Source organism: Bradyrhizobium sp. cf659, assembly GCF_900113725.1.
In the GTDB taxonomy this organism is placed as follows: Bacteria; Pseudomonadota; Alphaproteobacteria; order Rhizobiales; family Xanthobacteraceae; genus Bradyrhizobium.
In genome coordinates, this window is record NZ_FOQJ01000021.1 from 13,045 (window position 1) to 36,048 (window position 23,004).

The 23,004-nt window shown below is 65.0% G+C and carries 21 protein-coding genes; 11 read left to right on the forward strand and 10 right to left on the reverse strand.

Annotated features, from left to right (window positions below):
- Positions 1-13: 13 nt before the first annotated feature.
- From BM118_RS39375 to BM118_RS39395, 5 genes are read right to left on the reverse strand one after another with little or no spacing between them, the layout of a single operon-like run.
- Positions 14-1,663, reverse strand: coding sequence for a branched-chain amino acid ABC transporter permease (locus tag BM118_RS39375; protein WP_092193328.1), 1,650 nt, complete (start codon positions 1,661-1,663; stop codon positions 14-16).
- Between the two features lie 3 nt (positions 1,664-1,666).
- Positions 1,667-2,548 carry a branched-chain amino acid ABC transporter permease gene (locus BM118_RS39380; RefSeq protein ID WP_092193330.1) on the reverse strand — a complete coding sequence of 294 codons (882 nt, stop codon included), beginning with the start codon at positions 2,546-2,548 and terminating at the stop codon, positions 1,667-1,669.
- A complete protein-coding gene (locus BM118_RS39385) occupies positions 2,545-3,273 on the reverse strand; it encodes an ABC transporter ATP-binding protein (protein ID WP_092193332.1) in 729 nt (242 codons plus the stop codon). The genes BM118_RS39380 and BM118_RS39385 overlap by 4 nt, the downstream gene beginning before the upstream one ends.
- The gene (locus tag BM118_RS39390) at positions 3,273-4,001 is read right to left on the reverse strand and encodes an ABC transporter ATP-binding protein (protein WP_092193334.1); all 729 of its coding nucleotides are present in this window, start codon (positions 3,999-4,001) and stop codon (positions 3,273-3,275) included. Before BM118_RS39390 ends, BM118_RS39385 begins: the two co-directional genes overlap by 1 nt.
- A gap of 13 nt (positions 4,002-4,014) precedes the next feature.
- Positions 4,015-5,310 carry an ABC transporter substrate-binding protein gene (locus BM118_RS39395; RefSeq protein ID WP_092193336.1) on the reverse strand — a complete coding sequence of 432 codons (1,296 nt, stop codon included), beginning with the start codon at positions 5,308-5,310 and terminating at the stop codon, positions 4,015-4,017.
- A gap of 218 nt (positions 5,311-5,528) precedes the next feature.
- Between BM118_RS39395 and BM118_RS39400 the strand changes: the two genes are divergently transcribed.
- From BM118_RS39400 to garD, 7 genes are all read left to right on the forward strand, one after another.
- The gene (locus BM118_RS39400; protein ID WP_092193338.1) at positions 5,529-6,482 is read left to right on the forward strand and encodes an AraC family transcriptional regulator; all 954 of its coding nucleotides are present in this window, start codon (positions 5,529-5,531) and stop codon (positions 6,480-6,482) included.
- A 141-nt stretch (positions 6,483-6,623) separates the two neighbouring features.
- Positions 6,624-7,976 (forward strand): MFS transporter, encoded by a 1,353-nt coding sequence (locus BM118_RS39405; protein WP_177235090.1) that lies wholly within the window; start codon positions 6,624-6,626, stop codon positions 7,974-7,976.
- A gap of 124 nt (positions 7,977-8,100) precedes the next feature.
- Entirely contained in the window at positions 8,101-9,006 is a 906-nt protein-coding gene (locus BM118_RS39410) for a LysR family transcriptional regulator (RefSeq protein WP_092193342.1), read from the forward strand.
- A gap of 123 nt (positions 9,007-9,129) precedes the next feature.
- Positions 9,130-10,074, forward strand: coding sequence for a 5-dehydro-4-deoxyglucarate dehydratase (gene kdgD / locus BM118_RS39415; RefSeq protein ID WP_027548051.1), 945 nt, complete (start codon positions 9,130-9,132; stop codon positions 10,072-10,074).
- A gap of 29 nt (positions 10,075-10,103) precedes the next feature.
- The gene (gudD, locus tag BM118_RS39420; protein WP_092193344.1) at positions 10,104-11,462 is read left to right on the forward strand and encodes a glucarate dehydratase; all 1,359 of its coding nucleotides are present in this window, start codon (positions 10,104-10,106) and stop codon (positions 11,460-11,462) included.
- Positions 11,463-11,484: 22 nt separating this feature from the next.
- On the forward strand, positions 11,485-12,933 hold the full coding sequence (locus tag BM118_RS39425; RefSeq protein WP_092193346.1) for an aldehyde dehydrogenase family protein: 1,449 nt from the start codon (positions 11,485-11,487) through the stop codon (positions 12,931-12,933).
- Between the two features lie 126 nt (positions 12,934-13,059).
- A complete protein-coding gene (gene garD / locus BM118_RS39430) occupies positions 13,060-14,601 on the forward strand; it encodes a galactarate dehydratase (protein WP_092193348.1) in 1,542 nt (513 codons plus the stop codon).
- Between the two features lie 4 nt (positions 14,602-14,605).
- Here the strand turns inward: garD and BM118_RS39435 are convergent, their stop codons facing one another.
- Both BM118_RS39435 and BM118_RS39440 read right to left on the reverse strand, forming a co-directional pair.
- Positions 14,606-15,346, reverse strand: a complete 741-nt coding sequence (locus BM118_RS39435; protein WP_092193350.1) for a hypothetical protein — start codon at positions 15,344-15,346, stop codon at positions 14,606-14,608.
- 6 nt (positions 15,347-15,352) lie between these two features.
- Positions 15,353-16,246, reverse strand: a complete 894-nt coding sequence (locus tag BM118_RS39440) for a MipA/OmpV family protein (RefSeq protein ID WP_177235091.1) — start codon at positions 16,244-16,246, stop codon at positions 15,353-15,355.
- Between the two features lie 350 nt (positions 16,247-16,596).
- Between BM118_RS39440 and BM118_RS39445 the strand changes: the two genes are divergently transcribed.
- The 3 genes from BM118_RS39445 to BM118_RS39455 all read left to right on the forward strand — a co-directional run bounded on the left by BM118_RS39445 (position 16,597) and on the right by BM118_RS39455 (position 19,096).
- Positions 16,597-17,277, forward strand: a complete 681-nt coding sequence (locus tag BM118_RS39445; protein WP_028173254.1) for a response regulator transcription factor — start codon at positions 16,597-16,599, stop codon at positions 17,275-17,277.
- Positions 17,274-18,617 (forward strand): sensor histidine kinase, encoded by a 1,344-nt coding sequence (locus BM118_RS39450; RefSeq protein WP_177235092.1) that lies wholly within the window; start codon positions 17,274-17,276, stop codon positions 18,615-18,617. Before BM118_RS39445 ends, BM118_RS39450 begins: the two co-directional genes overlap by 4 nt.
- A gap of 209 nt (positions 18,618-18,826) precedes the next feature.
- Complete coding sequence (locus tag BM118_RS39455; protein WP_244550344.1) at positions 18,827-19,096, forward strand: hypothetical protein; 270 nt, start codon at positions 18,827-18,829, stop codon at positions 19,094-19,096.
- Between the two features lie 196 nt (positions 19,097-19,292).
- Here BM118_RS39455 and BM118_RS39465 read toward each other — a convergent pair whose 3' ends face one another.
- Positions 19,293-19,649: a hypothetical protein gene (locus BM118_RS39465; RefSeq protein ID WP_092193393.1), complete on the reverse strand. Its 357-nt coding sequence runs from the start codon at positions 19,647-19,649 to the stop codon at positions 19,293-19,295.
- 388 nt (positions 19,650-20,037) lie between these two features.
- Between BM118_RS39465 and BM118_RS39470 the strand changes: the two genes are divergently transcribed.
- Positions 20,038-21,138, forward strand: coding sequence for a hypothetical protein (locus BM118_RS39470; RefSeq protein WP_244550345.1), 1,101 nt, complete (start codon positions 20,038-20,040; stop codon positions 21,136-21,138).
- 96 nt (positions 21,139-21,234) lie between these two features.
- On the opposite strand, the gene BM118_RS39475 is transcribed toward BM118_RS39470, so the two are convergent.
- The gene (locus BM118_RS39475) at positions 21,235-21,855 is read right to left on the reverse strand and encodes a DUF2147 domain-containing protein (RefSeq protein WP_177235093.1); all 621 of its coding nucleotides are present in this window, start codon (positions 21,853-21,855) and stop codon (positions 21,235-21,237) included.
- 100 nt (positions 21,856-21,955) lie between these two features.
- Positions 21,956-22,984, reverse strand: coding sequence for an NAD(P)/FAD-dependent oxidoreductase (locus BM118_RS39480; protein WP_092193358.1), 1,029 nt, complete (start codon positions 22,982-22,984; stop codon positions 21,956-21,958).
- Between the last annotated feature and the right edge of the window lie 20 nt (positions 22,985-23,004).

The window sequence follows — 23,004 nt, forward strand, 5'->3', positions numbered from 1 at the left end:
ACGAAGTTGACGGTCAGCTTTCGAGGAGATCCTGCACGCGGCGCAGGAACAGCGCGTGGTAGGCCTCGTCGGCTGTTGTATAGTTGCGATCCTCGACCACGCGCGGCGCGGTGCCGCGATGTCCGGACAGCGCGACGATGCGGTAGGCCCTGAATTCCTCGAGCACCATGATCGCGTATTTGTCGACCTGGCCCTGGCGGCGGAAGTAGATCAACAGCCGCTCCAGCGCCTCGCTGTGCTGCCCGAGCGGGCGCGTACGGTGCTCCTCGATCACGGTGTCCGTCACCAGCCGCTTCAGGAAGTCCCGCTGCATCTTGTCGAAGCGGCGAAAGAAGATCTGGTCCTTGTCCTCGATTTCGGTGGCTTCTTCCGGCAACATCTCTCCGCCTTTCTCCGCGCGCGTCGCACGGCGCTCGCTCTTCTTCTTGTCGCGCCAGGTCCTGAACTGCCGCTTGATGCCGAACAGGCCCTCGCGCAGGAACAGCACCACCCCCAGCATGATCGCGCCGATCAGCATGTAGCGGAGCGGACCGAGATCGATCAGCACGCGATCGATGAACACCACGATGGCGGTGCCGGCGACCGCACCTTCCGAGCGGCCGATACCGCCGATCACCAGCATCGCAAGCGACAGCAACACGGTGTCGAATGAGAACAGGTTGGGCGATGCGCCGCCGAAATGCGAGGCGTAGAAGCCGCCTATGAAGCCGAGCGCAGTCGATGAGATCAGGAACACCATGATGCGCGCGCGAATGAAGTCGACGCCACAGGCCTGCGCGAAGGCTTCGTGCTTTTCCGGCACCATGCGCAGCACGCGTCCGAGCCGCTTGCCGTCGATGAAGCGGTACACGAACAGCGCGAACACCGTCAGCGCCAGCGATGCGTAATAGCCAAGCAGCAACCGGGGCATCTGGCCGAGACTGGCCGGCAGATAGCTCGGCGCGCCGTAGAGACCGCCCGTCGCCGAGCCGAATTCGCGCGACTGCACGACGTAGACCCGGCAGAGCTCGACCACCCCGAGCGTCAGGAGCGCATAGTAGAAGCCGTCGAGCCGCATCGCCGGCAGACCGATGATCAGCCCGAAGGCGAGCCCGATCAATGCGCCGATCATCGGCAGCATCCACCAGGGCAGGCCGAACTGGATCGCGAGGTAGGTCGTGCCATAGGCGGCGGCGCCGACCGCGGCATAGCTCGCGAGCGAGAAGATGCCGGCCGTGCCGATGATCAGCATCCAGCACAGGTTGACCGCGGAGTAGATCCCGAACACCGCCGCCGCGCTCATCACCGTATTCCAGCCGGCGGTTGGCACGAATGCCGGGGCGAGCACCATCGCGAGAAAGGCCATCGTCCACCAGATCGGGCGCTTGTCGACGATGGTCTTCTCCCGGCGCATCGTCTTCGGATTGTACTCGCCGCGGATCTGCAGAAATCGTCGCCGCGTCGGCCAATAGCGCTTGCGCCACCACAGCCGGCCGCCATGACCGGGCCATTTGTAGTAGTAGCGCAGGCGGCCGACGAGGTGCATGCGCGGCTTGAACGCGCGGGTCTCGTTCCAGGTGACCTGGTGTGAGAGATGCGGGTTGGTCGCGGCTTCTCGCGCCGGCTGCTCCGGATATTGACAGTCGGTCGGATCGATCCAGATCGGCTGGGCGGCGTCGGTCATCGATCAGGCCTCCCGCGCCTTGTCGAGCAGGCCCGCGATCCCGCGCGGCCGGACCAGGAGCACGATGATGATGAGCAGGAACTGCGTGATCAACACGTACTGGCCGCCGAGCAAGGTCGAGGTCAGCGCCTCGTTGAGGCCGATGATGACGGCGCCGATCACCGCACCCGGCACGCTGCCAAGCCCGCCGACCAGCGCAATGCTCAGACCCTTCACCATCGGCGTGATGCCGCTGAACGGCGCCACGTAATAGGTCTGCGCCAGCAGCACCGAGGCCAGGCCCGCGAGCGAGCCGGTCAGCGCCATTACGTAGAAGCCGGTGCGCCGCACGCCGATGCCGACGATGGACGCCGCGTGCGGATTCATCATCATGGCGCGGATCTCGAGCCCGCGGCGGCTGGAGCGCATCCAGAGCAGGATCAGCGTCAACAGCACGATTGCGGATGCCGAAGCGCCCAGCTTGTCCGAGGTCACCACCACGCCGAAGATGTCTGCGTTCCAGTTGCCGAACAGCCGCGGCAGCGACTTCGCGCGCGGGCCGAAATACCAGAGCAGCGCCTGGTTGCCGATCAGGCTGATGGCGAGCGTCGCGATCAGTGCACGCAGCGGAAAATTCGGCTTGTCATGGATCGGGATGAAGGCGAGCAGGCAGACGAACAATCCGCCGAGCGCGCCGGTGAGGATGCCTGCGGCCATCACCACCGCCGGCTGCGCTGCGATATTGACGCTGGCGAGCCACGCGCCATAGCCGGAGAGCGCGAAAATGAAGCCGAAGGCCATGTTGACGAGGCCGAGGCTCGACCAGGTCAGCGAGATGCCGATCGCGAGCGTGCCATAGATGCAGGCGAGCGTGATCGCGTTGGAAAGCACGAAGCTCCAGTTCACCGGTGGCCTCCCATCAGGCTCTTCGAGGCCGACGCCTCGCCCTTCAGCTTGCCGGCATGCATGCCGATGATGCGGTCGACCCGCCCCTCCAGCAGCGCAAGATTCTGCTCGGCGATCACCATCGCCGAGCTGCCGAGCTCGACCGCCATCAGCGCATCGACGACCGATTTGCCGATCTTCGGCGCCAGGCCCAGCGACGGTTCGTCGACCAGGAAGAGATCAGCATCCGCCATCAGCCCGCGTCCGATCGAGACCATGCGCCGCTCGCCGCCGGACAGGCGGCCGACCGGCGTCTTCATCAGCTTCTCCAGCGGCGGAAAGATTTGCAGGATCTTTCGCTTGCGCGGTCCGCGCTCTTTCCAGGCAACCTTGGTGTAGGCGCCGCTGTCCAGGTGCTCCTCCACGGTCAAGCCGTGAAAGATCTCGTCACCCTGCGGGATCAATGCGAGCCCGCGCCGGACGATCTGGTGCGTATAGCGGCCCGGCCCCTGGCTGCGCGTGCGGCCGACCTCGAAGCCGTTGAGCAGGATCGAGCCGCGCTGCCAGCCGGTCAGTCCGGCGATCGCCTGGAACAGCGTCGACTTGCCATGGCCGTTGAGGCCGACCAGCCCGATCCGCTCGCCGGCGAACACGGTGAGATCGAGATCGTGGATCACCCGCAGCGGCCCCCAGCCTGCGGAGAGTCCGCGGACGTCGAGCACGGCGCTTCTCGCGGCATCGCTCATCAATGCGTGCCATCGAGTTCGAAATACGCCGCCTTGACGCGGGGATCGACGAGGATCTGGTCGAGGCGGCCCTCCGCGATCATCTCGCCGGCATCCAGCACCATCACGCGGTCGGCGATGGTGTCGAGCAGCTCCATGCGATGCTCGATCAGCACGATCGCGATGTCGAGCTCCTTGGCGAGCACGCGCATGATCTCGTCGAACTCGTCGATCTCCGAATTGATCAGGCCCGCCGCCGGCTCGTCCATCAGCAGGATCTTCGGCCGCCGCATCAGCAGGCAGGTCATCAGCAGCTTGCGCCGGTTCAGCGTCTCGAGCTGGTCGGCCATCGTGCTCGAAGGCACGTGGAAAGCCACGAGTCCTGCGCCCCATTCGGAATCATCCGGCGTCAGATAGGGCCGATAGGCCTGCCGCGCGGCCTTCAGCACCTGAGCAACCGTCATGCCCTCGGGCACGACCGGCGTCTGGTAGGTCCGGCCGATGCCGAGCTGCGCGCGCCGGTGCAGCGGCAGCGACGTGATGTCCTTGCCCCGATACCGGATCGAGCCGGATTTCGGCGGTATCCGGCCGGACAGCACCTCGAACAGGCTGGTCTTGCCGGCGCCGTTCGGACCGATGACGCCGAGCACCTCGCCGGGTTCGACGGAAAGCGAGATGCCGTGCAGGATCGAGCGGCCGCCGAGATCGAGCGTGATGTCGCTACAGGCAAAGAGCAGTGGGGACGCCATCGTCGCGCGCCGATCACCACCACGGCGCCTTGCGCAACGAGCTCTCCCTGAGCACGTCCGGATAGATGATCTTGTGCTCGTTGTTCTGCACCTGGAAGAACAGCTGCGCCATGCCCTGCTCAAGCTCCTTGGCGCCGATCGCGTCTCCCGTATCGGGATAGTGCGCGCATTCCTGGAGCGGGTTGTTCATGCTCATATAGCCGCACACGCCGCGATACGGCGTCTTGCGCACCCAGTCGCACACCCCCTTGAAGTTGGAGGGATCGCCGACCGCTTCCCACGCGGCCTTCAGGTAATAGGTCACGTCGTAGCCGTTGCCGGTGTAGCAGAGACCCATGATGCCCGGAAAACGCTTCTTGTACTTGGCGCGGAATTCCTTGCCCTTGTCGTCGGCGTAGACGCCGAGCACCGTGCTCCAGACAAAACCTTCCGCAGCCGGTCCGGACAGTTCGAGGAATTCGGGCTGCGACGGCCCGTATTGCAGATAGACCAGCGTGCCCTTGAGCGGATCGGCGCTGTACTGCTTGACGAAGGCGGCATATTCGGCGGCGACCCAGTGATCGATCATCACCGCACCGGCACCGATCTTCTTGATCTCCTGGATCACCGAACCCCAGTCCTGCACGGGATACTGGATGTCGGTGACGCCGGCGAGCTTGAATTCGCTCTTGGGCAACGCGGCCTGCAGCGCCTTGGAGATGGTCTGGTTGTAGGCGATCTGCTCCTGGACGATGTGGACACCGTTGTTGATCGGCTTCCACACGCCCTGGTCGCGCATCGCCTTCAGGAAGATCGGAAACGTGTAGCCATAGTGCACTTCCGACGGGTCGGTCTGGAAGACGTGGGAGTATTTGTCGCCGCTCTTGGCGAGGAGGTCGGTGAAGTTGCGCTGAGTGAGGCCCCACAGGAACGGCGCCTTGTAGCGCGCCGACACATCGGCCACCGGCACCGGAGTGAACACGAAGGCGCAGGACATCGCGTGCACCTTGGCGTCGATCAGCTTGTTGATCGCAACCTGCCCGCTCTCGGGCGAGAGCGGATCGATGTCGACCACGACCGTCTTGAGCTGCCGCCCCAGAACGCCGCCGGCGGCGTTGATCTCCTCTATGGCGAGCGTTGTGCCGTTGAGATAGTCTTGATGGTCGGCGACGCCCGCCTGGGCGGTCTGGGCGGTCGGTACACCGATCAGGATCGGCTCGCCTGACGCTGCACGCGTGGCACCGGTGATGTATGGCGCCGGCAGCGCCGCTGCTGCGGCAGCCGCGGGCGCGGCCGCCAGAACACGCCTGCGTGTGAATTTCGTGCTCATTCAAGCCCCCTCCTGCTTCGGCGATCTCGCCGGTCTGCGATGGCCGGGCCAAGCTAGGGGAAGGCACCGAAGTCGTCTTTTCGTTGGGCGCACTGTGTTTTTTGCCGGAGCGCACGCCGGCGACCGACCATACTGGGGGGGGACGCCTTCGCCATTGGTACGCTTCTTGAATGCTGTTTTGACTGCCTTTTCCGCAAGTGAACCCTGAGCTGAGCGCCATGACGCAGAGCAACTCATATTCGACTGCCGGAATTCAAGGACAGGGAAGCATCGAGGCCTGGCGGCAGGCCATGGCCGAGGTCTACTACCGGCTCGACATCAAGTCTGCCCACACCGACCGGCTGCGCGGCGAGCTCGTCGACTGGCAGTCGGAGATCATGGGCATCTCCAATTTCCGCGCCGACGCGCAGCGCGTCATCCGGCGCAAGGAAGCCGCGAAGGTCGACAAGACCGAGGATTTCGTCTTCCTGTTTCCGACCCGCCATGCGATGCGCTTCCAGCAGCGCGGCCGCGAGGGATTGGTCATGCCGGGCAGCGTATTCCTGGTGAACGCGGCCGAAGCCTACATCATCGACGTACCGGATGCGTCGGAGAACATCACGATCAAGATCGATCGCGAGCGTCTGGCGGGACGCCTCGCCGGCATCGACGACCTCTGCGCGACCGCCGATTTCACCAATCCCCTGCTGGTGCCCGCGATCACCACGCTCGCCGAGCAGGTGCTGAAGATGCAGCCCTCGGAGCACAGCGCGCGGATCGAGGACTGCATCATCGACATGCTCTGCCTTATGATCGAATGCCGCGATCAGCGCGACAATACGGCCCTGATCAGAGAGACGCTCGGCACTTCCCTGTTCAACCGGATCAGCGCCTACATCAGGCGCAATCTGGCGGACCATACGCTGTCACCGGATCGCGCCGCAGTCGATCACCGCATCTCAATTCGCTACCTGCACAAGATCTTCCAGTACCACGGCACGACGTTCGGACAGGTCCTGCAGGAGGAACGGCTGCAGCAGGCGCATCTGCTGATCGTCGCCAGCGGCCAGAAGGGAACGACGAATCTCGGCGAAGTCGCCTATCGCTGCGGCTTCGCAAGCCAGTCGCATTTCTCGGTGAGTTACAAGAAGCGCTTCGGCGTTCCACCGCGCAGGACGCCTCTGCCCGGATAGCGAACCGCGGCTGATCCGGATCACGCCGTTCCATCAATCCAAAAACGGTATCGATCGATACTCCCTTCAACTTGGACACTTTGCCGCGCGCGCCTCTAGGAGTCGTGGTGAGGAAACATTCGAGTTCTAAGGAGGCGCGTGATGAGCGCAGTGGTGTCCGCAGCGGACGTGAGGAGGTCTCGCGTCAGGCTGTTCATCGTGACCATGTTGTTCCTGGTCACGACCGTCAATTACGCCGACCGCGCCACGCTCTCGATCGCAGGCCCCGCGCTCTCCAAGGAGCTGCATCTCGATCCCGTCGCGATGGGCTACATCTTCTCCGCGTTCGGCTGGTCCTATGTGATCGCGCAGGTGCCGGGCGGCTGGCTGCTCGACCGCTACGGCTCGCGCCTCGTCTATGCCTTCAGCATCATCGTCTGGTCGCTGTTTACGATGATGCAGGGCTGGGTCGGCTTCTTCAGCGCCGGCACCGCGATCGTCGTGCTGTTCGCACTTCGCTTCCTCGTCGGCATCGCGGAAGCGCCCTCCTTCCCCGCCAATGCCCGCATCGTCGCGGCGTGGTTTCCCGGCAATGAGCGCGGCACCGCGTCCGCCTTCTTCAATTCGGGACAGTATTTCGCCACCGTGATCTTCGCGCCGCTGATGGGCTGGATCGCACACGCTTACGGCTGGCGCTTCGTGTTCTTCGTGATGGGCGCCCTCGGCATCGTCATGGGCCTCGTCTGGATCAAGACCATCTACGGCCCGAAGGAGCATCCCGGGATCAACGAGGCCGAGTTCGACTACATCAAGGAAGGCGGCGCACTGGTCGATCTCGACGCGCCCAAAGACGATTTGAGGCAAGAGCGCGTCCCGGAGGCCGGCTCCGGCTGGGACCATATCCGCCAATTGCTCTCCAACCGCATGATGCTCGGCGTCTATCTCGGCCAGTACTGCATCAACACGCTGACCTATTTCTTCCTGACCTGGTTCCCGGTGTACCTCGTCAAGGAGCGCGGCCTGTCGATCCTGCAAGCCGGCTTCGTCGCGACGCTGCCCGCACTGTGCGGCTTCATCGGCGGCGTGCTCGGCGGCATCATCTCGGACGCGATCCTGCGCAAGACGGGCTCGCTGACCATGGCACGCAAGATCCCGATCGTCGGCGGCATGCTGCTGTCGATGTCGATCATCGCCTGCAACTATGTCGACGGACAGGCGCTGGTGGTCGGCTTCATGGCGCTCGCCTTCTTCGGCAAGGGCATCGGCGCGCTCGGCTGGGCTGTCGTCTCCGACACCTCGCCGAAGGAAGCCGGCGGCGTCTCCGGCGGCCTGTTCAACACCTTCGGCAACCTCTCCTCGATCACCACCCCGATCGTGATCGGCTACATCCTGGCCGCGACCGGCTCCTTCAACGGTGCATTGCTGTTCGTCGGCGCCAATGCGCTGGTCGCCGCGTTCGCCTATCTCGTCGTGGTGGGCAAGATCGAGCGGGTGGTGCTCAAACGTTCCTCCTGAGGGCTCCCACGGGAGCTTGACCAGGCAACTCAACGGCGGCCCAAAAAGCCGCCGTCTTTGTTTTTGGGGATGATCGATGCTAGAAGTGCCGGGGAAACGCCTTATTCATCTAAGGCATGTATCGATGTTCGACCTCAACCAGCTCCGCTGTTTCGTCACGGTGGCGGAGGAACTGCATTTCGGCCGCGCCGCCGCGCGGCTGAACATGACCCAGCCGCCGCTGTCGCGGCAGATCCAGGTGCTCGAGCACATCATCGACGCGCCGCTGCTGGAGCGCACCAGCCGTTCGGTGCGCCTGACCCCTGCCGGCCGCAGCTTCCTGCCGGAGGCCCGGCGCATCCTGAAGCTTGCGGAAAGCGCCTCCCAGGTCGCCCGCCGCATTGCGCTGGGCAAGACCGGCTCGCTCAAGATCGGCTTTACGGCGGCGGCCGCCTACGGCTTCCTCCCCGAGCTCGTTGCGGCCTGCCGCGCCAAGCTGCCCGAAGTCGATTTCTCGCTGAAGGAGATGGTCTCCGGCGACCAGTTCGAGGCGCTCAGCTCCGGCCAGATCGACGCCGGCCTGCTCAGGCCGCCGATCGCGCGCCCGGAAGTGGCCAGCCGCCGTGTCGTCGCCGAGCCCCTGCTTGCCGCGATCCCGAAGAAGCACCCGCTGGCGAGCGCCGACAGCATCACCATCAAGGATTTCGACGACCAGCCCTTCGTGATGTATTCGCCCTATGAGAGCCGCTACTTCCACGATCTCCTGGTGGCGCTGTTCACCCGCGCCGACGTGCTGCCGCGCTACGTCCAGCATCTGAGCCAGATCCACTCGATCCTCGCCATGGTCCGCGCCGGCCTTGGCCTTGCCATCGTACCGGCCGCAGCGGCGAGCCTGAAGATCTCCGACGTGCGGCTGCGCCCCCTGAAGCTGCGCACGCGCGTTCCCGTCGAGCTGTTCATGGTCTGGCGCCGCGACGACGAGAATCCGCTGCTGTCGGCGCTGGTCAAAATCGCAGGTGAGTTGTCCTCGGCGGAGATCATGGAAGATTGATGCTGATTTCGCATCGGTCGATATAGGCTTTGGCTTGGACGCGCATCGAACGGTCTCCTAAACCACGGCGCATGGACGCGCAGGCTTGCGTCCTCCACAACACGCAATTAGGGAGCCGCGCCCATGAGCAAGATGACCCCGCAGGAAATGGCCCAGAAGATCGGATCGGGCCTCCTGTCCTTCCCCGTCACGCCGTTCAAGGCGGATTACTCCTTCGACGAGGCGACCTATCGCGCCAACATGGACTGGCTGTGCGGCTATGATGTCGCAGGCCTGTTCGCCGCCGGCGGCACCGGCGAGTTCTTCTCGCTGACGCCGACCGAGGTTCCGCAAATCGTCAAGATCGCCGTCGAGGAGACCAAGGGCCGCGTGCCCGTGCTCGCCGGCACCGGCTATGGCACCGCGATCGCCCGCGAGATCGCCGTTGGCGCCGAGAAGGCCGGCGCCGACGGCCTGTTGCTGCTGCCGCCCTATCTCACCCATTCCGAGCAGGACGGCCTTGCCGCCCATGTCGAGGCGGTCTGCGCCGCCGTCAAGATCGGTGTCATCGTCTACAACCGCGACAATGCCATCCTCCAGCCCGACACGCTCGCCCGCCTTGCCGAGCGCTGCCCGAACCTCGTCGGCTACAAGGACGGCATCGGCGACATCGAGCTGATGACCCGCGTCTACACCAAGCTCGGCGACCGCCTCACCTATATCGGCGGCCTGCCGACCGCAGAGACCTTTGCGCTGCCCTATCTCGACATGGGCGTGACGACCTATTCCTCGGCCGTGTTCAACTTCGTTCCGGAATTCGCGACCAATTTCTACGCCGCCGTGCGCAAGCGCGATCACGCGACGATCCATGCCGGGCTGAAGGATTTCATCCTGCCGCTGATCGCGATCCGCAACCGCAAGAAGGGCTATGCGGTCTCGATCATCAAGGCCGGCATGAAGGTGATCGGCCGCGACTCCGGCCCGGTCCGCCCGCCGCTGACCGATCTCACCGAGCAGGAGATTGCGGAGCTCACCGCGCTGGTCAAGAACCTGCCCGCCATCCGATCGTCACAACAGGCTGCAGAATAACGACCGAACACAACAGGGAGGAGCGCGCGATGGCCCAGACTGAAATCTCCGGCGCGCCAGTCGCCGGCGCACCGGTCGTCACGGCGATGCAGGTGATCCCGGTCGCGGGCCGCGACAGCATGCTCCTCAATCTGAGCGGCGCGCATGCGCCGTTCTTCACCCGCAACATCGTCATCCTCACCGACAATGCCGGCCACACCGGCGTCGGCGAGGTGCCGGGCGGGCAGAAGATCTGGCAGACGCTCCAGGACGCGCGCGATCTCGTCATCGGCAAGACCGTCGGTGCGATGAACAACATCCTCGCCGACGTCCGCACGGCCTTCGCCGATCGTGACGCCGGCGGCCGCGGCAAGCAGACCTTCGACCTCCGCGTCATGATCCATGCGGTCACGGCGATCGAGTCTGCGCTGCTCGACCTGCTCGGCCAGCATCTCAACCTGCCGGTCGCCGCGCTGCTCGGCGAAGGCCAGCAGCGCAAGAGCGTCGAGACGCTCGGCTATCTCTTCTTCGTCGGCGACATCAGCAAGTCCAGGCTCGACTATGTCAGTGGCGAGGCCGGCAAGGCGGAATGGTTCAACCTCCGCCATCAGGAAGCGATGACGCCGCAGACCGTGGTGCGGCTCGCGGAGGCCACCCACGACCATTACGGCTTCGCCGATTTCAAGCTCAAGGGCGGCGTGCTCCGCGGCGAGCAGGAGATCGAGGCCGTCACCGCGATCGCCAAGCGCTTCCCCAACGCACGTGTCACACTGGACCCCAACGGCGCCTGGTCGCTCGACGAGGCCATCGGCCTCTGCAAGGACATGCACGGCATCCTCGCCTATGCAGAGGACCCCTGCGGCGCCGAGGCCGGCTTCTCCGGCCGCGAGATCATGGCGGAGTTCCGCCGCGCCACGGGCCTGCCCACGGCGACCAACATGATCGCGACCGACTGGCGGCAGCTTTCCCATGCGCTGCGTCTCGGCGCGGTGGACATTCCGCTGGCCGATCCCCACTTCTGGACCATGCAAGGCTCGGTGCGCGTGGCCCAGACCTGCCGCGACAACGGCCTGACCTGGGGCTCACACTCCAACAACCATTTCGACATTTCGCTCGCGATGTTCACCCATGTCGGCGCCGCCGCCCCGGGCAAGGTCACCGCGATCGACACCCACTGGATCTGGCAGGACGGCCAGGCGCTGACCCGGGAGCCGCTCCAGATCAAGGGCGGCAAGATTGCGGTCCCCGACAGGCCGGGCCTGGGTATCGAAATCGACAGGGCGGCCATCGACGCTGCGCATGACCTCTACAAGCAGCATGGACTCGGCGCCCGCGATGACGCTATTGCCATGCAGGACCTGATCCCCGGCTGGACCTTCGACGACAAGCGTCCCTGCCTCGTGCGTTAGAAAACTTCCCTGGAGGAATGAGATGACTGCGATCCTGAAGAACTTCATCGGCGGCGAATGGGTCGACGGCTCCGGCGTCACCAAGAACATCAACCCCTCCAACACCAACGATCTGGTCGGCGAATACGCCAAGGCCGACAAGGCGCAGACCGAGAAGGCGATCGCGGCCGCGAAAGCCGCCTTCCCCGCCTGGGCGCAGTCGACGCCGCAGGTGCGCTACGACGCGCTGAACAAGATTTCTCTCGAAATCCTCGCCCGCAAGGAAGAGCTCGGCCGCCTGCTTGCCCGCGAGGAAGGCAAGACGCTCCCCGAGGGCATCGGCGAGGTCGCCCGCGCCGGCCAGATCTTTGCGTTCTTCGCCGGCGAAGCGCTGCGGCTGATCGGCGAGAAGGGCGCCTCGGTTCGTCCCGGCCTCGACGTCGAGCTCACCCGTGAGCCGGTCGGCGTCATCGGCATGATCACGCCCTGGAATTTCCCGATCGCGATCCCGGCCTGGAAGATCGCGCCTGCGCTCTGCTACGGCAACACCGTGGTGTTCAAGCCGGCCGAGTTGGTGCCGGGCTCGGCGCATGCGCTGTCCGAGATCATCACCCGCTCCGGCATTCCCGCCGGCGTGTTCAATCTCGTGGTCGGCTCCGGCTCCGTGGTCGGCCAGACCCTGCTCGACCACCCGGATGTCGCGGCGATCACCTTCACCGGCTCGGTGCAGACCGGGCGCAAGATCGCGCAGGCCTGCGTGCTGTCGACCCCGATGAAGAAGTTCCAGCTCGAGATGGGCGGCAAGAATCCGCTGGTCGTGCTCGACGACGCGGACCTCAAGACCGCCGTCGAAGTCGCCGTCAACGGCTCCTATTTCTCGACCGGCCAGCGCTGCACCGCGTCCTCTCGCCTGATCGTCACCGAAGGCATCCACGACCGCTTCGTCGCGGCGATGGCCGAGCGCCTGAAGGGCCTGTCGGTCGACGACGCGCTCAAGGCCGGCGTGCATATCGGCCCGGTGGTCGACCAGAGCCAGCTCGACCAGGACCTGCGCTACATCAAGATCGGCCAGGACGAGGGCGCAAAGCTCGCCTTCGGCGGCGAGCTGCTCAAGCGCGAGACGCCCGGCCACTACCTCCAGCCGGCGCTGTTCACCGAAGCCAACAACAACATGCGCATTGCGCGCGAGGAAATCTTCGGCCCGGTCGCCGCCGTCATCCGCGCCAAGAACTACGAGGAGGCGCTCGCGATCTCGAACGACACCGAGTTCGGCCTCGCCTCCGGCATCTGCACCACCAGCCTGAAATACGCCTCGCACTACAAGCGCAACAGCGAGTCCGGCATGGTGATGGTCAACCTGCCGACCGCCGGCGTCGACTATCACGTGCCGTTCGGCGGCCGGAAGGGTTCGAGCTACGGCGCCCGCGAGCAGGGCTCCTATGCCCGCGAGTTCTACACCACGGTGAAGACGGCCTACACCTATCCGGGTTGATGGGCTGATATCGTAGACATCGTAGGGTGGGTTAGCGCAGCGTAACCCACCCCTTCTGCTTCCGCGGAAACAGACATTGGTGGGTTACGCTGCGCTAACCCACCCTACAAATCCCGGAGTCCTCCCATGGACCAGGACGTCGCAGCGAAAGAGCAGCCCCGCTACATCAAGCTCAACGAGCGCGACAATGTCGCGATCGTCGTCAATGATTTCGGGCTTCCCGCCGGCTCCCGCTTTGCCTGCGGGCTGACGCTGCGCGCCTTTGTGCCGCAGGGGCACAAGACGGCGCTGGTCGACATCGCGCAGGATGCGCCGATTATCCGCTATGGCGAGGTGATCGGCTACGCCCTCTCGCCGATCCTGGCCGGCGAATGGGTCGACGAGGCGCGCATCCGCATGCCGGAGGCCCCTGCCCTCGACAAGCTGGAAATCTCGACTGCCGTGCCCGCTCCGCTGCCGCCGCTGGAAGGCTTTACCTTCGAAGGCTTCCGCAATCCGGACGGCTCGGTCGGCACCAAGAACATCCTCGGCATCTCCTCCTCCGTGCAATGCGTCAAGGGCACGATGGAATATGCGGTGAAGCGCATCCGCGCCGAACTGCTGCCGAAGTACCCGAACGTCGACGACGTCGTGCCGCTGACGCATGCCTATGGCTGCGGCGTCGCCATCAACGCGCCCGACGCGGTGGTGCCGATCCGCACGCTGCAGAACCTGGCGCTCAACCCGAATTTCGGCGGCGAGATTCTGGTCATCAGCTTGGGATGCGAAAAGCTCGCGCCCGAGCGGCTGGTGCCGGAAGGCATCAGCGACGCCATCGTCCGCATGCAGGACGAAGCCTTCGACGGCTTTGGCGCGATCGTCGATGCCATCATGACCCAGGCCGAAGCACGCCTGAAAACTCTCAACAAGCGCACCCGCGAGACCTGCCCGGCCTCCGACCTCGTCATCGGCCTGCAATGCGGCGGCAGTGACGCGTTCTCCGGCGTCACCGCGAACCCCGCGGTCGGCTTCGCCGCCGACCTCCTGGTGCGCGCCGGCGCCACCGTGATGTTCTCGGAGGTGACCGAAGTGCGCGACGCCATTCAGCTCCTGACGCGCCGCGCGATCAACGAGGACGTCGGCCGCGCGCTGGTGCGCGAGATGGCCTGGTACGATTCTTATCTCGCCCGCGGCGGCGCCGATCGCAGCGCCAACACCACGCCCGGCAACAAGAAGGGCGGTCTCGCCAACATCGTCGAGAAGTCTCTCGGCTCGATCGTCAAGTCCGGCTCATCCGCCATCACCGGCGTGCTCTCGCCCGGCGAGAAGGCGACGCAGAAGGGCATGCTGTTCGCGGCAACGCCCGCTTCCGACTTCATCTGCGGCACGCTCCAGCTCGCCTCCGGCATGACGCTGCAAGTGTTCACCACCGGCCGCGGCACGCCCTACGGCCTTGCGGCTGCGCCCGTGATCAAGGTCGCAACCCGCAGCGAGCTCGCGCGGCGCTGGAAGGATCTGATCGACTTCGATTCGGGCAGCATCGCCACCGGTGAGAAGACCATCGAGGAATGCGGCTGGGACCTGTTCCGCCTGATCCTCGACGTTGCCAGTGGCCGCACCAAACCGTGGTCGGACCGCTGGGGCATCCACAACGACCTCACGCTGTTCAATCCGGCGCCGGTGACCTGAGGGGTCACTGACTTTCCATCAGGTGCATGTCGCTCAGCGTGACCGGAAGGCTGCGCGTGATGAGATCCACTATCGCCGTGCGCAGCCGTTCACTTGAAGCCGGACCGTCAAACGTCTCGTCGACCGGCCCGCTCGGACCGGCGAGCCGCATGGTCCCGGTGTTGTCGAGCGGCGCGGCCGCCCGCTTCTCGATCACGTCGAACGACTTGCCGTCGATCACGCGCACCTCGTAGAGCGCGTGGATCAGGCCGTAGTCTGCAAGCAGCGTCCGGTACTGAGCGAGCCCGATGCCCTCGACGTTGCGGCCGTTGCCGAGTTTCGATCTTGCCCTTGTGACGACGATGTAGGCATCCAGCCCCTGCGGAGCGACATCGGTGCGAACCAGCTCCTTGAACGGATCGCTGCGCAGGAGATTGACGGGCGCGACCGCCGAATCCCTGATCGCGGCGAACGCGGCGCGTCTGTAGCTCACGGCCTGCACGCGAAAGCGTCCGCTCAAGAGCCTCGTCGCCTGCTGGACGATCATCTCGTCGAGCCCCCAGGCGCTGATCGAGGCGCTCTGCCCGGTATTGCCGAGCGCGGTCAGCCCGGCCTGCGTCAGGCTCATCTCCTCGCCGATCGCCGAGACGATGCCGACGGTCTTGATCGCCTGGAGCCGGCTCGCGCGCGTCTCGAACGCCGCGGCGGCGCTGAGGACGACGGAAGTGACCGCGAGGGCAATCCATAGAACAGCATGACGGCGCATGGCGACCTATCGAATCCTGAAGTCGAACGAATAGGACGCGCCCAGGCCGATGGTGGTCTGGTTCGACGATCCCCGCAGCTTCACCAGCGGACTGTCCGCGGCGTCGCCGAGCAGCTTCTCGTATTCGACATAGGCATGGACCTCCCACTGCGGATTGATGCGATAGGAGATCTGGCTGCCGAAGCCAACCGAGTGCGCACCGCCCCTGGCATCGTACATCGGCAGTCCCGACGCCAGCGCCTGCGTGGCATCGACGCCGAAATACGGTGCGGTCGCCTTGGTGCTTTTCCAGGTGAAGCGCGGGCCGGCCGAGATCGTGAGCCTTTGGATCAGCGGCACGATGACGTCGGCGGAAACGTCGGCCACGGTGCCGGTGTGGCCACCCACGCCCTGGCGCAATTCGCTGCGCAGGCGCAGCCAGTCGACCGGATAATATTCGACGAAGCCGCCGAGCTCGTATGCGGCCTTGACGTCGCCGAGGCCTGTCAGCTCGGAATATTTGTCGCTCTTGCGCGACGAGACGTATTTGAACGCAGGCCCGGCGCGAAAATTGCCGACGTCGAGCAGCGCAATGCTGGCGCTGTCGCGGGGCCCGCGAAACTGGTCGACCGATCCGGCACGGCGAATGGAGAAGATCGGGATCGGGCGGAATTTTCCGTTCTTCGACCCGACGAAGTCCGGTGTGTATTCGCCGCCGATGCCGACCATGACGGTCCAGTTGCCGGACGGCGAGGGCAGCATAGGCAGGTCGAACGGCGGGGCCGGCAGCGTGAACGCGGTCTGCGCGGATGCAGACTGAGGGATCGCCATGATCGCACCGAGTGCGGCAAGGAATGCGCTCAGCAAGCTCTGCTGCGCGCTCGCGGCACGATCGAGAGCGGCTTCGTCAAAATGCTTCATTACGGGGCCCCGGACCGGCCCTGCTGGGCCTGGTCGACTGATGTGGTTGGAGCCACAGCATGTGGTCCGGCAAAATTGCCCCAAGATTGCAGGGCGCAGGGCCACCGCCCAATCCGTTCCCGGCGCGCGCCAGGTGCGCCGCCGGACCAACATTGCCCGAACATTGCCCGGAACGGATTCACGCTCCTGACTTTGACCGCGCGTGCCGGTCAGCGCCCTCGTCCCTGCCTTTTATTCGCCAAGCTCGCTGCCTTTAAGGGAACCTCGCGCACGAACCGAAATGCCGGAATTCGGCCAGAGAGCGTCAAGGTCGGGGTTTTGTTGCCCCAGCAAAGTCAAGGACGACCCGCGTGCGTTCCCTCGTGATCGAAGACGAACCGCAGATCGGCGCCTATGTCAGCCGTCTGCTCGGCCAGTTGCACGGCGTCGTCGACCTCGTCGGCTCGATTGCCGACGCCCGCCAGGCGCTGGACAATTTCAAATACGATCTCGCCATCGTCGACCGGATGCTGCCGGACGGCGATGCGCTCGAGGTGGTCACGGCGCTGAGCCGGTCGCCGGAACGCCCTGCGATCATCATGCTGACGTCCAAGGACGCCAAGGAGGATGTCGTCGACGGCCTCAATGGCGGTGCCGACGACTATCTCGGCAAGCCGTTCGAGCCGCAGGAGCTGATCGCGCGGGTGCGCGCCGTCTTGCGGCGGCCTCGCCTGCTCGCACCCGCGGTGCTGTCGCTCGGCAATGTCGAGCTGCACCTCGGCAGCAACGAGGCGGTGGTCGCCGACACCAAAATCCTGCTGCGGCGGCGCGAGGCGCTGATCCTCGGAGCGCTCCTCATGCGCCGCGACCGTGTCATCACCCGCGCCGCCCTGATCGAGGAGATCTACGGCTTCGACGACGAGATCGAATCCAACACGCTCGAAGCGCAGGTCTCGCGCCTGAGAAAGAAACTGGCCGCGCTCGGCGGCGACGTCGAGATCCGCAGCATGCGTGGCATCGGCTACATCCTGCGGCTGGCAACACCGCGATGACGTCGATCGCCCGGACGTTTGCGCTGTCGCTCGGCATCGCCGCGACGACGATCTTCCTGATCATGCTCGGCCTCTTCATCTGGCGCTATCCGATGGAGGAGCGCGAGTTCAGGGCTTGCCGGGTCGTGGCCGCCGTTCTCGATCGCGCCACCATAGTCGAAGGGCAAAACTTGACGGTGCGCCCGACGCGCGCCCTCGAAGAGCTGAAGGCGGACAGCCCGAACCTCTGGTACGTCGTGTCCGCAGGCGACGTCGTCAGCGAGTACGGCAGCGAACGCCGGCCGGCCCTCCCCTTCGCGTTTCCCTATCACGGGCCCGTCGGCTCATCGGTCTTCAGCACGCTCGACCAGAAGAGCACCTTCTGCCTCGCCGTCGTGCAACGGGGGGCGTTGCAGCTCGCGATGATGGTCGGCGAGCCTCAAGTCCGTTTCGGCCGGATGGCGAGAAACTTTCTCATCCGCAGTGTCTTTTCGATCACGCTGCTGGCGCTGGCCTTTGCCGCGACCGTTGCCGCCGGCGCGGCGCTGGCCGCGCGTTTCGTCTCACGCGGCATCGAACGTGTCGCGCTTCGCGCGCTCGCGATCGACCCTGCAGCACCGCAAGGTCTGATCTCGCTGTCCGAGGTCCCTCGTGAGCTGAAGCCGCTGGTCGAGGCGCTGAACCGCGCCTTCGGCGAGATCGACGCCTATATCAGGATGCAGCGCCGCTTTCTCGGCAATGCCGCCCATCAGCTTCGCACGCCTTTGACGCTGCTGCGCGCCAAGATCGAGGACGTGCCTGAGCCGGCCCTGAAGGTCGAGCTGGTGCGAGACGTCCGACGTCTGACATCGCTGGTCTCCGCCATGCTCGACCTGGCACGCCTGCAAAATCATGCGATCGAGAAGCGGACGATCGATCTTGCCGCGATCACGCTGGACGTGCTGGCCGATTTCGGTCCCTCGGCGCTGGACGCCGGCATAGAGCTTGCGCTGGAGCGGGCCGACCAGGGACCGTTCCTGGTGCAGGGCGTGGACGCCGCCATTCGCAGCGCGCTCGCCAATCTCGTCGGCAACGCACTCATCCATGCCCGCGGTGCGCGGCGCATTGTCGCCACGGTCGACCGCGACAGCATCTCGATCGACGATGACGGCGTAGGCCTGCCCGGCGGCGCGGAGCACAAGCTGCTGGAGCCATTTCAGACCGGCAACAGCGCAGGCGACGGCGCCGGTCTCGGCCTGTCGATCGTCCGCGAGATCATGGCCGCCCACGGCGGCGAGCTGGTCATCTCCTCCGAGCCCGGCCGCGGCACGACGATGCGCCTGTGCTTTCCCGCAGCCACCGGTCAAATCTCCGCAGCTTGATCTGCAAGAGTGCTAGGCGAGGCGCATCGGCTCTTCCCGCGAAACCGTCCGGAAACATTGGCGCGAAAAACTTCTTCCTCGTTTCGTCCCTTCGCATCAGGCAACCAATATCTTCGCTGGAGGCGATAGGAATATTCGCACGCAAGCGAACCTGTTGCGGCATCGACGCGACCAATCCTCCGATTGCCATTTTCCACGGAGATTTTCCAATGCGCGTTCTCTCGATGATTGTCATTGCCGGCGCGATGATTGCGAGCTCGGCCGGGGCGCTCGCCGGCGAGCTTCCCTCTTACGAAATGAAGTCGTTTCCGATCTCGGCAACGCAGGTGCAAGTGCTCGGCGGCGCCGGCGTCGAGGAGCAGTCGGCAGCGCCCGCGATGACCGTCGCCGGCATGCCCGCCTCGCCCGCGCAAGTCTCGGTGCTGTCGCCGCGCGTCAAGCGGCTCGCGAGCGCGGGTCCGGAGAGCGAGGCGCGCTGAGCTTCCTTCGTCGCTCGACAGCAATCACAACGTCATGGCCGGGCTTGTCCCGGCCATCCACGTCTTGGCCCACAGCACGAAGAGCGTGGATGCCCGGGCCTTCGCCGCGCCGAAGCGGCTTCGGCCGCGCAGGCGGGACGAGCCCGGACATGACGAACCTCTTCCGCGCCGTCAGGAGTTCGTCGCTCGCACGCTTCTACGTCATGCTGCCCGGCATGAAGCAGCGCACGTGCGGATGGCCGTCGACATAGTGCTTCCACACCATGGTGCGGCCGATCTTGTTCGGCTCGGTGATCACGGCGCCGTCGGGCACGACCACCCATTCGTCGTCGAGATGCACGCGGTAGCGCCCTTTGTCGGATTCCCAATCGACATCGGCGACCACGTAGCCGTCGGCATCCGAGCAGCATTGTCCGTATTCGCTGCGCAGGCTTTCGAACCAGGGCTTGAGGGGCGAGTTGGCGTAGCGGCCGTCGTCGCGCGCCAGCGCCGAGGTCGCAAGCAGCGCCATCAGCCCCGGCAGCGCCGCCGCACATAGTCTTGCAAGTCGCATGTTATCTCCGCGGATCGCAATCAGCGCCGCGAGGGGCAAACGCCGCCGTCCGCCTTCCGCATGGTGGCGGCAGGCGTGGAGACGGCGACTCGCTCCCCAGCGGCTTTGCGACAGCTATGCAAATCCGGCGCCAGCACGCATTCCGGGGAACTACTGCCGCAGGCTCTCGTGTGCACATTCCACATGTTCAGCGCACCGGCGATCTGCCGCACCATTCTGGAGGCTTTCCTTGCCGCGCCGGGACGTGTAGGAACGTTGCCGCGAACTTTATCGCATTGCTTAAACGACTGTTTCAATTAGAGAAATCGGGTGTTGGCGTGACAGGCCCTGGACCGTCAGCGCTATGAGTTCGAGAGAGTTGCTCCCTGGCCAGCAGGACGCGACCGATTTGCCCGCAAACGAGGTGCAGTTTGCGCTAGTGATCTCGCGCATGCTCGAGACGGTGAAGGACGATCCGGAGTTCAGGCGGCAGCTCGTCTACGATCTTGCCCGCTACAAGCTCCAGGAGCAGTTCACCTACGCCGACGCCAAGAACATCGACCAGATGAAGCGGGCGCTCGAGGTCGCAATCGAGGAGGTCGAGAAGTTCTCGCGTGAAGAAGCGCCGCTGGAGCGGTTGCCGCAACATCAACTCACATCGTCGAAGGCGGGTGAGACAAGCGGCCCGTTTCTCTCCGCCGACGCTCCGGTCCTGCGCTCGGGAATCGAGACATCCAGGCGGCCTGCGATCTCAGGTCCGCTCTGGCCCGTGATCAAGCGTACAGGGGCCATCCTGCTTGCCGCCGGCGCCATCGTTCTTCTCATCTCGCAGCGCGACCATATCGCCGCGCTGCGCCGGCTGGTTTCGTCGCAGGCCCAGGAGATCGCGCTGGTCCCGCCCAAACCGGAGACGACGATCACGGTCAGCAAGCCGGAAATGGTGACCGCCGTCGCGCCGCCGGCGAAACCGGCGCGCGTGCTTCCGACCGACTACGGCATCTACGCCTTGATCGACGACAAATCGCTGGCGGAGTTGAATGCGGCCGGCGTCATGGCCCCGGACATGCGCGTCGCGATTTCACCGGAGTTCAGGAAGCCCGACCGGCCGCACCTGCCGAACGGCCGCGTCAAATTCATCGTGTTCCGCCGCGACGTCGCACACGCGATTCCCGAACGCGTCGAGGTTCGGGTCGTGGCGAAGATCGCCAGAGAGTTTTCGACCGACGCCGCAGGCAAGACTCTGAGTGGCGGAGACGACGTCGGCGTCATCCGCAATTTCGCCTATCCGTTCCGGGTGTCGCCGATTCCCGGGACACCCGAGATGCACGAGCTTCACACTGGCGATTCAGAGCTCGAACTTCCGCCGGGACATTACGTCCTGAGCCTGGGCACGCAGGCCTATTACTTCCAGGTCGACGGCGAGATCACCGATCCCCGGCAATGCCTCGAGCGGGTCGTCGCCGGCAGCGGCACCTTCTATGCGCCGTGCAAGAAGGCGCGGACGTATTGACGATTCCGTAGCCCGGGTGAGCGCAGCGATATCAGGGACAAGTGGTCCCGCATATCGCTTCGCTCATGCGGGCTACAAGAGAATGCGGAAGCAACCCTACTGCTTCGGCGCCGGCGCCATCATTGCGCCGCCCTTCTTCGCCGCGGGCGCGGGCGCCGGCTTCGTCGTCGCGGCTGTCGCCTGTGCGGGCAGATATTTGGCGACGATGGCGGGATCGACCTGCGCGATATTGGCGTCCGGCAGGCGCGTCCAGGTCTCGTCCTTGCCGAACAGGGAGATGCCGAGGAAGCCGCGCATGGTCAGGGTCTGGCCATCGGTGCTCACCGTCATCTTGGCCTTCCAGATATTGCCGTCGCGCGGATTGACCACGTTACCGCCATCATATTTCAACCCGTCGCGCTTCATGTCGCGGATGAAGGAAAGGCCGAGCACCGGGGCGTTCTTGCGATCGTCCGTGCACTTCGCGCAGACCTCGTTCGGATCGTCGCCGGGCCGCGGGAACGTCTTGGCGATCACGCCTTCGAACACACCGTTGTGGTCGATGAAGAGGAACCATCCCACCGTCTTGCCGTCCTCGACCTTCTGCCAGAGGCCCGCGGCGGTTGGCTGGGCCGACGTCGCAACCTGGGCTTGCGCCGCCGCCGGGCTCATCGCGCCGAGCGACAGCGCGAGCGCGAGCAGCGAGAGCAGCCGAAAGCTGGAAAACGGATTCCGCATTATGATCACCTTGCTATTCCACGACTGGAATGGCCGCAGACTACGGCGATTTCGCGAACGGTTCCAGCACCAGAAACATGGGGCATCGCCCCGCACGCGGTCAGCTGACCCCGAGCTTCTTTTGCAGGCTGGAGGATGATGTCGTGTACTGGAACACGAGGCGCTTCTCCGGATACACGTAGCGATGGGCTTTTTGCGACATCAGCGCGCCCTCGTGGAAGCCGCACAGGATCAGCTTGATCTTGCCGGGATAGGTGTTGATGTCGCCGATGGCGAAGATGCCCGATACGTTGGTCTCGAACGCGGATGTCTCGACCGGCACCAGATTGTTCTCCAGCGCAATGCCCCAGTTCGCGACCGGACCGAGCTTCATGGTCAGCCCGAAGAACGGCAGCATGGTGTCGCAGGCGATCTCGGTGACGTTGTTGTCGATGCCCTTGATCGTCGCGCCGGTCAGCTTGCCGTCGGCGCCGGCCAGCGAAGTGACCTGGCCGAGCCGGAGATCCATCTTGCCGCCCGCGACCAGCGCGCGCATCTGCTCGACGCTGTGAGGGGCTGCGCGAAATTCGTCGCGACGGTGCAGGAGCGTGATGCGCTTGGCCACCGGATGCAGATTGAGCGTCCAGTCGAGCGCTGAATCGCCGCCGCCGACGATCAGCACGTTCTTGTCGCGGAACGTCTCCATCTTGCGCACGGCGTAATGCACCGAGGTGCCTTCATAGGCTTCGATGCCCGGCACCGGCGGACGCTTGGGCTGGAACGAGCCGCCGCCGGCCGCGATCACCAGCACCTTGCATTCGAACACCTTGCCGGCATCGGTGGTGCAGCGAAATGCGGGATCGCCGATCTTCTCCACCGTCTCGACCATCTCGCCGAGATGGAAGGTCGGATGGAACGGCTTGATCTGCTCCATCAGCGCGTCGGTGAGCCCCTGCCCGGAAACATGCGGAATTCCGGGAATGTCGTAGATCGGCTTTTCCGGATAGAGCTCGGCGCACTGGCCGCCGACTTTGTCGAGGATGTCGACGAAATGCGCCTTCATGTCGAGAAGGCCGAGCTCGAAGGCGGCGAACAGGCCGCAGGGGCCGGCGCCAATAATCAGCACATCGGTTTTGATCACGTCGCTCATGTCGTCTCTTTATCGGTCGT

Bases quoted from the DNA above. Each gene is read 5' to 3' on its own strand.
- BM118_RS39375 (WP_092193328.1), bottom strand. From the start codon at position 1,663: ATGACCGACGCCGCCCAGCCGATCTGGATCGATCCGACCGACTGTCAA.
- BM118_RS39385 (WP_092193332.1), bottom strand. From the start codon at position 3,273: ATGAGCGATGCCGCGAGAAGCGCCGTGCTCGACGTCCGCGGACTCTCC.
- BM118_RS39390 (WP_092193334.1), bottom strand. From the start codon at position 4,001: ATGGCGTCCCCACTGCTCTTTGCCTGTAGCGACATCACGCTCGATCTC.
- BM118_RS39395 (WP_092193336.1), bottom strand. From the start codon at position 5,310: ATGAGCACGAAATTCACACGCAGGCGTGTTCTGGCGGCCGCGCCCGCG.
- BM118_RS39400 (WP_092193338.1), top strand. From the start codon at position 5,529: ATGACGCAGAGCAACTCATATTCGACTGCCGGAATTCAAGGACAGGGA.
- BM118_RS39405 (WP_177235090.1), top strand. From the start codon at position 6,624: ATGAGCGCAGTGGTGTCCGCAGCGGACGTGAGGAGGTCTCGCGTCAGG.
- BM118_RS39410 (WP_092193342.1), top strand. From the start codon at position 8,101: ATGTTCGACCTCAACCAGCTCCGCTGTTTCGTCACGGTGGCGGAGGAA.
- kdgD (WP_027548051.1), top strand. From the start codon at position 9,130: ATGAGCAAGATGACCCCGCAGGAAATGGCCCAGAAGATCGGATCGGGC.
- gudD (WP_092193344.1), top strand. From the start codon at position 10,104: ATGGCCCAGACTGAAATCTCCGGCGCGCCAGTCGCCGGCGCACCGGTC.
- BM118_RS39425 (WP_092193346.1), top strand. From the start codon at position 11,485: ATGACTGCGATCCTGAAGAACTTCATCGGCGGCGAATGGGTCGACGGC.
- garD (WP_092193348.1), top strand. From the start codon at position 13,060: ATGGACCAGGACGTCGCAGCGAAAGAGCAGCCCCGCTACATCAAGCTC.
- BM118_RS39435 (WP_092193350.1), bottom strand. From the start codon at position 15,346: ATGCGCCGTCATGCTGTTCTATGGATTGCCCTCGCGGTCACTTCCGTC.
- BM118_RS39440 (WP_177235091.1), bottom strand. From the start codon at position 16,246: ATGAAGCATTTTGACGAAGCCGCTCTCGATCGTGCCGCGAGCGCGCAG.
- BM118_RS39450 (WP_177235092.1), top strand. From the start codon at position 17,274: ATGACGTCGATCGCCCGGACGTTTGCGCTGTCGCTCGGCATCGCCGCG.
- BM118_RS39455 (WP_244550344.1), top strand. From the start codon at position 18,827: ATGCGCGTTCTCTCGATGATTGTCATTGCCGGCGCGATGATTGCGAGC.
- BM118_RS39465 (WP_092193393.1), bottom strand. From the start codon at position 19,649: ATGCGACTTGCAAGACTATGTGCGGCGGCGCTGCCGGGGCTGATGGCG.
- BM118_RS39475 (WP_177235093.1), bottom strand. From the start codon at position 21,855: ATGCGGAATCCGTTTTCCAGCTTTCGGCTGCTCTCGCTGCTCGCGCTC.
- BM118_RS39480 (WP_092193358.1), bottom strand. From the start codon at position 22,984: ATGAGCGACGTGATCAAAACCGATGTGCTGATTATTGGCGCCGGCCCC.